Here is an 11429-nt window from a genome sequence, read left to right as displayed (position 1 = left end):
GGGCGGTGCCGCGCACGGCGTGCTCGGCCAGCCAGGGGTGGGTGCGGGTGGACAGCCGCCCGGTGAGCACCACCCCACCCGCCACCTCGACCACGGCCCCGACCAGGCCGTGCTCAGCGGGGGTCTGGCCGACCGCACCGAGGTCCCCGGTGCCGCCCACCGGTTCCAGCCAGAACCGCTCGTGCTGGAAGGGATAGGTGGGCAGGTCGACGCGCCGCCCGGTGGCCAGGGCGGACCAGGTCACCGGCACACCCCGGGTGAACGCCTCACCAAGCGACCGCAGGAACCGGTCCAGCCCACCTTCGCCACGCCGCAGCGACCCGACAGCCACCGCCTCCACCGTGTCCTCAATGGACATTGTCAGCACCGGGTGCGCACTCGCCTCCACGAACACCCCGAAACCCTCACCCGCCAGCGCCCTAACACCCTCCTCGAACCGAACCGTGTTGCGCAGGTTCTCGTACCAATACTCCGCACCCAGCGCGGCCGTGCTCTCCCAGGAACCTGTCACCGTCGAGAAGAACGGAACCGCAGGCACCCGAGGCTCAATCCCGGCCAATGCCGAAACCACCTCATCCCGAATGGCCTCCACCTGCGCCGAGTGCGAGGCGTAGTCCACCGGAATCACCCTCGCCCGCACCTCCCGGGCCTCACACGCGGCAACCAGCGCCGACAACCCCTCCGGGTCACCGGAGACAACCACCGCCGAAGGCCCGTTCACCGCAGCCACCGACACACCGGGATATTCGGCCAGCAACTCCCGCACCTGATCCACGGGCAGCGCCACGGACACCATCCCGCCACGCCCAGCCAGGCCACCCGCGATCGCCTTGCTGCGCAGCACAACCACCTTCGCGGCGTCTTCCAGCGACAATGCACCCGAAATCGCCGCAGCCGCAATCTCACCCTGCGAGTGCCCCAACACCGCACCCGGCTCCACACCCACCGAACGCCACAACCCCGCAAGAGCAACCATCACAGCAAAAAGCACCGGCTGGACAACATCCACCCGTTCCAACGCGGACTCGTCGTCCAAGACCTCGGCGACCTTCCAGTCCACCAACGCCTCAACCGCAGCCGAGCACTCGGCGAACAACCGGGCGAACTCCGAGGACTGCCCCACCAGCTCACGGGCCATCCCCACCCACTGCGACCCCTGACCCGGGAACACGAACACCGGCGCACCCACGTGCCCAGCAACCCCCGAGGGCAGCTCGGCCAGCCCGGCCAGCAGGGTCCCCCGGTCGGCGCCGACCACAACGGCGCGGTGCTCGAACACCGCCCGCCCCGCCAGCGACGTGGCGACGTCGGCCGGGTGCCAGTCCGGTGCGGCGGCCACGGCGGCGGCCAGCCGGTCGGCCTGCGCCCGCAGCGCCTCCGGCGTCGTGGCCGACAGCACCCACGGCACCACACCGCCTGCGGGCTCGGGTTCCGGTTCGGGTTCGGCCGCCTCCAGGATGATGTGGGCGTTGGTGCCGCTGATGCCGAAGGACGACACCGCCGCCCGGCGCGGCCGGTCCACCTCGGGCCACGGCCGGTTGTCGGTCAGCAGCTCGATGGCGCCCTCGGACCAGTCGACGTGGTCGGAGGGCTTGTCGACGTGCAGGGTGCGGGGCAGCACGCCCGCGCGCAGCGCCATGGCCACCTTGATCACACCCGCGACCCCGGCGGCGGCCTGCGCGTGGCCGATGTTGGACTTGAACGACCCCAGGTACAGCGGGACCTCCCGGTCCTGCCCGTAGGTGGCCAGCAGGGCCTGGGCCTCGATCGGGTCGCCCAGGGTGGTGCCGGTGCCGTGGCCCTCGACGAGGTCGACGTCAGCGGACCGCAGCCCGGCGGACGCCAGCGCGGCCCGGATCACCCGCTGCTGCGCGGGCCCGTTCGGCGCCGACAGGCCGTTGGACGCGCCGTCCTGGTTGACCGCCGTCCCCCGCACCACCGCCAACACCTGGTGCCCGTTGCGCCGCGCGTCCGACAGCCGCTCCACCACCAGGACGCCGACGCCCTCGCCCCACCCGGTGCCGTCAGCGGCATCGGCGAACGCCTTGCACCGGCCATCGGCGGCCAGACCGCGCTGGCGGCTGAAGTCGGTGAACGCCAAGGGCTTGGCCATCACGCTGGCCCCGCCGACCAGGGCCAGCGTGCACTCCCCCCGGCGCAGCGACTGCGCGGCCAGGTGCAGGGCCACCAGCGACGACGAGCACGCGGTGTCCACGGTGATCGCCGGGCCCTCCAGGCCCAGGGTGTAGGCGACCCGGCCGGAGGCGACGCTGCTGAACCCGCCGTTGGCCAGGTAGGGCTCCAGCTCGGCGGGGACGTCGGTGACCCCGGTGTAGCCGTTGTCGATCAGGCCGAAGAACACCCCGGTCGGGGTGCCCGCCAGCCCGGTCGGGTCCAGGCCCGCGCGCTCCAGCGCCTCCCAGGAGACCTCCAGCAGCAACCGCTGCTGCGGGTCCATGGCCAGTGCCTCGCGCGGGGAGATGCCGAAGAACGCCGGGTCGAACCCGGCGGCGTCGGCGAGGAAGCCGCCCTCGCGCACGTAGGAGGTGCCCGGGGCGTCGGGGTCGGGGTCGTAGAGCACTTCGACGTCCCAGCCCCGGTCGGCGGGGAACGGGCCCATCGCGTCCACGCCGCCCTCGGCCAGCGCCCAGAGCTGCTCGGCGGACGCGGCGCGCGGGAACCGGCACCCGATGCCGACGATGGCCACCGGCTCGCGCTCGGCCTCCTCCATCTCGGCGACCTGGCGGCGGGCGCGGCGCAGCTCCGCGGTCATGAACTTGAGGTGGTCGAGCAGTTTCTCGTCGTTGGCCATCTTGTGCGTCACCCGATCAGAGCCGTAGCGCGGCCCGCCGACCGCCGGGATGTCCGGGGCGGCGGGCCGCTGAGTGGGTCAGGACTTGCCGAATTCCCTGGAGATGAGGTCCAGGACCTCGTCGGCGGTGGCGCCCGCCAGGTCGTCCTCGTCGTCGTCGCCGGGGGTGGCCCGCCGGGCGTCCCAGGCCGACAGCACGGCCCGCAGCCGCGCGGTGATCTCGGCCTCGTCGGCCGGGTCGACGTCGCCTTCGGTGTCGACCCCGGCCAGCACCGCCTCCAACTGGTCGATCCCGGCCAGCACCGACGCCGCGCCCGCCTGCTCGTCGGCGCCGACCAGGCGTTCGCGCAGGTGCTCGACCAGGGCCGAGGGGGTGGGGTGGTCGAAGACCAGGGTGGCGGGCAGCCGCTCCCCGGTGGCCGCCCCGAGCCGGTTGCGCAGCTCCAGGGCGGTCAGCGAGTCGAAGCCCAGTTCCTTGAACGCCTGCGCGGGGGCGATGGCCGTGGCGTCGCCGTGGCCCAGGACCGCGGCGACCTGCTCGCGGACCACCCCGAGCAGCACCCGCCGCTGGTCGGCGGGCGCCTGCCCGGCCAACCGGACCGCCAAGGCGTCCCCCGTGGGGACGGCGGCGGCCTGGGCGGCGCGGCGGCCGGGGCCACGGACCAGGCCGCGCAGCACTGCGGGGACGGTGCCCGCCGCGCGCAGGGCGGCCAGGTCGAGCCGGATCGGCACCTGGGCGGCGTCGTCGGCCCGGCAGGCCAGGTCGAACAGGGCCAGGCCCTCGGCGGTGGTCATCGGCGCCATGCCGGAACGGCGCATCCGCTCCAGGTCGGTGTCGGTGAGGTGGCCGGTCATCCCGGAGCGCTGCTCCCAGAAACCCCACGCCAGCGCGGTGCCGGGCAGGCCAGCCGCGCGGCGGTGCGCGGCCAGGGCGTCGAGGAAGGCGTTGGCCGCCGCGTAGTTGCCCTGCCCCGCCTCGCCGAAGGTGGCCGCGGCGGAGGAGAACAGGATGAACGCGGCCAGGTCCAGGTCGCGGGTCAGCTCGTGCAGCACCACGGCCGCGTCGACCTTGGGTCGCAGGACCCGGTCGACCCGTTCGGCGTCGAGGGCACCCACAAGGGCGTCGTCGAGGACACCCGCGGCGTGCACGACCCCGGACAGCGGAACGTCCAGCGAGTCCAACACCTTCGCCACCGCAGCACGGTCAGCGGCGTCGCACGCCTCGACCCGCACCCGCGCGCCCAGCGACCCCAACTCCGCGACCAACTCCGGGGCACCCTCGGCTGCCAACCCACGGCGGCTGGTCAGCACCAGGTCGCGCACGCCGTGCTCAGCCACCACGTGCCGGGCGACCTCGCCGCCCAGCACACCCGTGCCACCGGTGATCAACACCGTGCCACCGGCCATCCCACGCGGAACGGTGAGCACCAACTTGCCCGTGTGCCTGGCCTGGCTGAGGAACCGGAACGCCTCCGGCGCCCGTCGCACGTCCCACGAGCGCACCGGCAGCGGCGCCAGGACCCCCTTGTCGAACAGGTCCAGCACCTCCAGCAGCATCTCCTGGATGCGCTCGGGCCCCGCCTCGGGCAGGTTGTACGCCTGGTACTGGACACCCGGGTACTCGGTGGCAACGGCCTGCGGGTCGCGGATGTCGGTCTTGCCCATCTCCAGGAACCGACCACCACGCGGCAACAACCGCAACGAAGCATCCACGAACTCACGGGCCAGCGAATCCAACACCACGTCCATGCCCGCGCCGCCGGTCCGGTCGAGGAACGCACCCTCGAAGTCCAAGGTCCGCGACGACGCGATCCGATCGTCGCCGAACCCCATGCCGCGCAGCACATCCCACTTGCCCGGGCTGGCCGTGGCGAACACCTCCGCCCCGAGGTGCCGGGCGAGCTGCACCGCCGCCATACCCACACCACCGGTCGCCGCGTGCACCAGCAACCGCTCACCGGCCCGCAAACCGGCCAGGTCCACCAACCCGTAGTAGGCGGTCAGGTAGACCACCGGGACGGTCGCGGCCTCGGTGAAGTCCCAGGACTGCGGGATGCGGGCGACCATGCGGCGATCGGCCACGGCCACCGGGCCGAACGAGCCGTCGAAGATGCCCATGACCCGCTCGCCGGGCCCCAAGTCGTCCACGCCGGGGCCGACCTCCAGGACCACACCCGCGCCCTCGCTGCCCATGACCTCCTCGGTGGGCACCAGGCCCAGGGCCACGATGACGTCGCGGAAGTTCATGCCCGCCGCCCGCACCCCGATGCGCACCTGGCCCGGGGCCAGCGGCGCGCGCGCCTCGGCGCTGTCGGCGAGCACCAGGTTCTCCAGGGTGCCGCGCACGTCGACGTCGAGCCGCCAGCGCCCGCCCGGGGGCGGCACCAGCGCCGCCGAGGGCCGGGCCAGCCTGCGGGCCAGCACCCGCCCACCGCGCACCGCCAACTCCGGCTCACCCGCCGCCAGGGCCGCGGCCACCTCCACGGCAGGCAGTTCCGTGGCGGCAGTGGCGGGCAGCGCGGTGGTGTCGAGGTCGAGCAGGGCGATCCGGTCGGGGTGCTCGGCCTGGGCCGAGCGGACCAGGCCCACGGCCGCAGCAGCGGCCAAGTCGGCCGGGTCGTCGCCCGTGGCGCCCCGGGTCACCACCACGAGCCGGGTGTCCGTGAGCCGGTCGTCGGCCAACCACCCCTGGAGCAGGTCGAGCACGGCGTGCGTGGCGGTGCGGGCCGCCGCGGCCGAGTGGGGCTCGGCGACGGGCGCCAGCGGGGCGAGCACCAGGGCGGGGAGCCGGTCGGCCCCGGTCAGGTCGGCCAGGTGCGGGGCGTCGACGTCGGCGGCCTTGAGCAGGCTTTGCACGCCCAGGGCGTCGGTGCCCAGGACGGCCCAGTCCGGCTGCGCGGCGAGCGGTTCGACGCCGACCGGGGTCCACTCGACGTGGAACAGGGCGTCGGCGGCGGAGGAACCCGCGAGCTGGTCGGGGGTGATGGCCCGCAGCACCAGGGAGTCCACCGAGGCCACGGGGGCGCCCGCCGCGTCGGCCGCGGTGATGGTGATGGCGTCCTCGCCGATGCGGGCCAGTCGCACGCGCAGTGCGGTCGCGCCGGAGGCCAGCAGGGACACCCCGCTCCAGGCGAACGGGAGCTGGGCGCCGTCGCCGTCGGCGATGCCACCGAGGCCGAGGGCGTGCAGGGCGGCGTCGAGCAGGGCCGGGTGCAGGCCGAAGGCCGCGGCGGCGGCGTGCTCGGATTCGGGCAGGGCCACCTCGGCGAACACCTCGCCACCCCGGCGCCACGCGGCGCGCAGGCCCCGGAAGGCCGGGCCGTAGTGGTAGCCGCGCTCGGCGAAGCCCGGGTAGACCGCGTCGACGGGGACGGGTTCGGCGCCCGGGGGCGGCCACTCGACCAGGTCGGCGGCGGGGGCCGGGGCCTCGGCGGTGAGCGCCCCGGAGGCGTGCCGGGTCCACGGCCCGTCGTCGCCGCGCGAGTGCACGCTGACGGCCCGCACCCCGCTGTCGTCGGGGTCGCCGACGACGACCTGCACGGTGACCGGGGCGTCCTCGGGCAGCACGAGCGGGGTTTCCAGGGTCAGGTCGACCAGGCGGGGGCAGCCCACCTCGTCGCCCGCCCGCACGGCCAGCTCCACGAAGGCGGTGCCGGGCAGCAGCACGGAACCCAGGACGGCGTGGTCGGCCAGCCAGGGGTGGGTGCGCGGCGAGAGCCTGCCGGTGAGCACGAACCCGTCGGACCCGGCCAGCGGGACCACGGCGGCGGCCAGCGGGTGCCCCGCCGGGACCTGCCCGAGGGAACCCGCGTCGGTGGCACCTGCGGGGGCGTCGAGCCAGTGGCGCTCGTGCTGGAAGGCGTAGGTGGGCAGCTCGACCCGGTTCGCGGGCGGCACCGGCCACCGGGACCAGTCGACGGCCGCACCGGCGGCGAACGCCTCACCGAGGGAGCGCAGGAACCGTTCGGCCCCACCCTCACCCCGCCGCAGCGACCCGACAGCCACCGCCTCCACCGTGTCCTCGATGGACATCGTCAGCACCGGGTGCGCACTCGCCTCGACAAAGGCACCGAAGCCCTCATCCGCCAGTGCCCGCACACCCTCCTCGAACCGCACGGTGTTGCGCAGGTTCTCGTACCAGTACTCCGCACCCAGCGCGGCCGTGCTCACCCACTCACCGGTCACCGTCGAGAAGAACGGCACCGCAGGGACGTGTGGCTCGATTTCCGCCAGCGCCGAGACAACCTCGTCCCGAATGGTCTCCACCTGCGCCGAGTGCGAGGCGTAATCCACCGGGATCACCCTGGCCCGAACCTCCCGGGCCTCACAGTCGGCCACCAGCGCCGACAACCCCTCCGGGTCACCGGAAACCACCACGGCCGAAGGACCGTTGACCGCCGCCACGGACACACCCGGGTACTCGACCAGCAACTCCCGCACGCGTTCCACGGGCAGCGCCACCGACACCATCCCGCCACGCCCGGCCAGCCCACCGGCAATCGCCTTGCTGCGCAGGACGACAACCTTCGCCGCGTCCTCCAACGACAACGCACCCGACACCGCAGCAGCCGCGATCTCACCCTGCGAGTGCCCCAGCACCGCACCCGGCTCAACCCCGGTCGAGCGCCACAGCCCGGCCAACGCCACCATCACGGCGAACAGAACCGGCTGGACGACATCCACCCGCTCCAACGCGGACTCGTCGCCCAACACCTCGGCGACCTTCCAGTCCACCAACGCCTCAACCGCAGCCGAGCACTCGGCGAACAACCGGGCGAACTCCGGCGACTGGTCGACAAGGTCCTGGGCCATCCCCACCCACTGCGAACCCTGGCCGGGGAACACGAACACCGGCGAGCCGCCCGAGGCCGGGGTCGTCGACGGCAGGTCGGCCAGCCCGGCCAGCAGGGTGGCCCGGTCGGCGCCCACGGCGACCGCCCGGTGCTCGAACACCGCCCGGCCCAGCAGCGACCGGGCCACGTCGGCCGGTGCCACCTCGGGGTGCTCGCCCAGGAAGGCGGCCAGCCGCCCGGCCTGCGCCCGCAGCGCTCCCGGCGTCTTGGCCGACAGCACCCACGGCACCACACCGCCCTCGACCGGGGCGGCCTGCTCGGCGGGCACGCCCTCGACGATCACGTGCGCGTTGGTCCCGCTGATCCCGAACGACGACACCGCCGCCCGGCGCGGCCGGTCCACCTCGGGCCACGGCCGGGCCTCGGCCAGCAGCTCCACGGCCCCTTCGGACCAGTCCACGTGCGGCGACGGCTCGTCCACGTGCAGCGTCTTGGGCAGCACCCCGTGTCGCATCGCCAGGACGGCCTTGATCACGCCAGCGACACCGGCGGCGGCCTGGGTGTGGCCGATGTTCGACTTGACCGACCCCAGGTACAGCGGCTCCTCGCGGTCCTGCCCATAGGTCGACAGCAACGCCTGCGCCTCGATCGGGTCACCCAAAGTGGTCCCGGTCCCATGCGCCTCCACCACATCAACGTCCTGAGTGGACAAACCAGCGTTGGCCAACGCCTGCCGGATCACCCGCTGCTGCGACGGACCATTCGGCGCCGTCAACCCATTCGACGCGCCGTCCTGGTTCACCGCCGTACCGCGCACCACGGCCAGCACCTGGTGCCCGTTGCGGCGGGCGTCCGACAGCCGCTCCAGCACGAGCAGGCCGACGCCCTCACCCCAGCCGGTCCCGTCGGCCGCCGCCGCGAACGGCTTGCAGCGGCCGTCGGCCGACAGGCCGCGCTGGCGGCTGAACTCGGTGAACGTCTCCGGGGTCGACATGATCGTCACGCCCCCGGCCAGCGCCAGGTCGCACTCCCCCTGCCGCAACGACTGCGCCGCCAGGTGCAACGCCACCAACGACGACGAGCAGGCGGTGTCCACGGTGACCGCAGGGCCCTCGAACCCGAAGGTGTAGGACACGCGTCCGGTGGCCACGCTGCCCGCGCTGCCGTTGCCCAGGTACGCCTCGACGTCCTCGGGCACGGCGGCGCCGACCAGCCGGGCGGCGTAGTCGTGGTACATCAAGCCCGCGAACACGCCCGTGGCGCTGCCGCGCAGCGAACCCGGGTCCACCCCGGCGTCCTCCAGCGCCTCCCAGGCGGCCTCCAGCAGCACCCGCTGCTGCGGGTCCATCGCCAACGCCTCCCGGGGCGACACCCCGAAGAACGCGGCGTCGAACCCGGCGGCACCGGGCAGGAACCCGCCGTGGCGGGTGTAGGTCTTGCCCGCCTTCTCCGGGTCCGGGTCGTAGAGGGCGTCGATGTCCCAGCCGCGATCGGTGGGGAACTCGCCGATGGCGTCCACCCCGCCCGCGACCAGGTCCCAGAGCTGCGCGGGCGAGGACACCCCGCCGGGGAAGCGGCAGCTCATGCCCACGATGGCCACGGCGTCCCCGGTCGCCGCGACGGCCCTGGGCGCGCGGTCGGCCACGGCGAGGTCCAGCAGTTCGGCGGCCAGGTGGTCGGCCAGGGCCCTCGGGGTGGGGTGGTCGAACACCAGGGTGGCGGGCAGGCGCCGCTCGGTGGCGGCGGTGAGCCGGTTGCGCAGCTCGACGGCGGTCAGCGAGTCGAAGCCCAGTTCCTTGAAGGCCCGGTCGGGTTCAACGGCGGCGGCGCCCGCGAAGCCCAGCACGGCGGCGACCCGCTCGCGCACCAGTTCCAGCACGGCGGGGCCGCGCTCGGCCTCGGGCAGGGCGGCCAGCCGGGCGCGCAGGCCCGAGGGGGCCTCGGCGGTCGAGGCGGTGGCCCGGCGGGCCCGGACCAGGCCGCGCAGCGCGGCGGGCAGGTCGGGTCCCTGGGCGCGCAGGGCGGTCGGGTCGAGGTCGATCGGGACCAGCAGCGGGTCGGTGGCGGCCAGGGCCGCGTCGAACAGGGCCAGGCCGTGGTCGGTGGTCAGCGGGCGCACGCCTTCGCGGCGCATCCGGGCCACGTCGGCGTCGGTCAGGTGCGCGGTCATGCCGGTGCGCTGTTCCCAGAAGCCCCAGGCCAACGACACGGCGGGCAACCCCGCCGCCCGCCTGCGCACCGCCACCGCGTCGACCACGGCGTTCGCCGCCGCGTAACCACCCTGGCCCGCCGTGCCCAGCACACCGGCGGCGGAGGAGAACAGCACGAACGCCGCCAGGTCGAGGCCACGCGTCAGCTCGTCCAGCACCACTGCGGCGTCGGCCTTCGGCCGGAACACCACGTCGACGCGTTCGGGGGTCAGCCCGGTGACAACACCGTCGTCGAGCACACCGGCCGCGTGCACGACCGCACGCAGCGGCGCGTCAGCCGGGACACCGGCCAGCACCTCCGCCACCGCAGCCCGGTCGCCCGCGTCGCAGGCGACCGCTTCCGCCCGCGCACCCAGCCCACGCAGTTCGGCCAGCAGTTCCTCCGCACCCGCCGCGCCGCTGCGGCTGAGCAGGACCAGGCTCCGCACACCGTGCGCCACCACCAGGTGCCGAGCCACCAGAGCGCCCAGCACCCCGGTCCCGCCGGTGATCAACACGGTGCCGTCGAGGGCGGGCGCGGTGCCCGGGGTGTCGGCGCGGACGACGCGCGGGACGGTGACCACGCCGTCCCGCACGGCCAACCGCGGCTCGTCGGTCGCCAGGGCCGCCGCCAGGGATTCGGTCGGCGCGGGCGAGTTGTCGAGGTCGAGCAGGACGAAGCGGCCGGGGTGCTCGGCCTGCGCGGAGCGCACCAGCCCGTGCACGGCGGCGTGCGCGAGGTCCGCCTCGGCGCGGGTGAGCACCACGAGGCGCCCGTCGGACCCGTCGGCCAGCCACGCCCGCACCCGGTCGAGGGCGAACGCGGCGGCACCCCGGGGGTCGAGGTCGGTGGGGACCTCGGCGTAGGTGAGGTCGGGTGCCTGGGGCAACCCGGTGCCGGTGCCCCCGGGCACGGGCAGGGCCTGCCAGGTGAGCCGGTGCAGCGGCCGGGCCGGGGCTGCGGTCAGGGCGGCCGGGTCGGCGGCGCGCAGGGTCAGTGCCTCGACGGTGGCCACGGGCCGCCCGGCCGGGTCGGCCACGGCGACCGCGACGGACCCCGACCCGGTGGGGGTCAGGCGGACCCGGGCGGCGGTGGCGCCCTCGGCGTGCAGGGCCACCCCGGACCAGGCGAACGGCAGGGCGAGGTCGTCGGAGTCGAGGCCCAGGGCGTGCAGGGCGGCGTCCAGCAGCGCCGGGTGCACCCCGAAACCGTCCACCGGGGCGTCGACCGCCACCTCGGCGAACACCTCGTCACCCCGGCGCCACGCCGCCCGCAACCCCTGGAACACCGGGCCGTACTCGTAACCCCGGGCGGCCAGGTCGGCGTAAGCGCCGTCCACGGGCAGCGCCTCCGCGCCGGCGGGCGGCCACTCGACCAGGTCGGCGGCCGGGGTGGTGGGCTCGGCGGTGAGCACGCCGGAAGCGTGGCGGACCCAGGTCTCGTCATCACCGCGCGAGTGCACCTCGACCCGGCTGTCGGTGACGACCACGCGGACGGTCACCGCCCCGCGCTCGGACAGCACGAGCGGCGCCTCCAGGGTCAGGTCCGCCAGCACCGGCAGGCCGACCTGGTCCCCGGCGCGCAGGGCCAGCTCCACGAACGCGGTGCCCGGCAGCAGGGCGGTGCCGCGCACG

2 protein-coding genes are annotated in these 11429 nt (G+C 74.8%); both read right to left on the bottom strand.

Annotated features, from left to right (window positions below):
- A partial coding sequence (locus tag UO65_RS23020; RefSeq protein WP_411431368.1) for a type I polyketide synthase occupies positions 1-2824 on the bottom strand: 2824 nt, incomplete at its 3' end.
- Between the two features lie 66 nt (positions 2825-2890).
- Positions 2891-11429, bottom strand: an 8539-nt coding sequence (locus UO65_RS38725) for a type I polyketide synthase (RefSeq protein ID WP_152552224.1), incomplete at its 5' end; no start/stop codon positions are given.

The sequence above is a fragment of the Actinokineospora spheciospongiae genome (genome assembly GCF_000564855.1).
Classification (GTDB): domain Bacteria; phylum Actinomycetota; class Actinomycetes; order Mycobacteriales; family Pseudonocardiaceae; genus Actinokineospora; species Actinokineospora spheciospongiae.
Note: the sequence above shows the minus strand (reverse complement) of the source record. Positions and strands in the feature narration are given on the sequence as shown.